The sequence below is a fragment of the Monashia sp. HAY1-2A genome, assembly GCF_056755315.1.
This window is the reverse complement of the sequence record NZ_JBNDHY010000497.1, coordinates 1-261: the sequence shown is the minus strand read 5'-3', so window position 1 is coordinate 261 and position 261 is coordinate 1. Positions and strand designations below refer to the sequence as shown.

Annotated in this window: 1 protein-coding gene; it reads right to left on the bottom strand. The window is 39.1% G+C overall.

Annotation, left to right across the window (positions count from 1 at the left end):
- The coding region (locus ACPYOM_RS22860) for a YARHG domain-containing protein (RefSeq protein ID WP_481347719.1) at positions 1-261 on the bottom strand (261 nt) is incomplete at both ends.

The following is a 261-nucleotide window of genomic DNA, read 5'->3' as shown; positions in this document are numbered from 1 at the left end:
AGGCAACATTCTCCTTTTCCAGAGGAGTGAGATCGCTGTCTACATTATTGGAAACGGGGATATACCAGTCCGTCTGTTCAAAGAAATTCCTGTAGGTAGCCTTTTTAAATGAATAGCCATGACGCGCAAACACAGAGTTTTTAATAATTTCCATATCCAGCTTACGGAGATTCTTAAGATCTTTTTCAGTTAATTTCTGTTTGGATGCATTGATTTTAATTACGGCTTCGGAGGCTATCCTGTTTTTGGAAGCAGTATAGG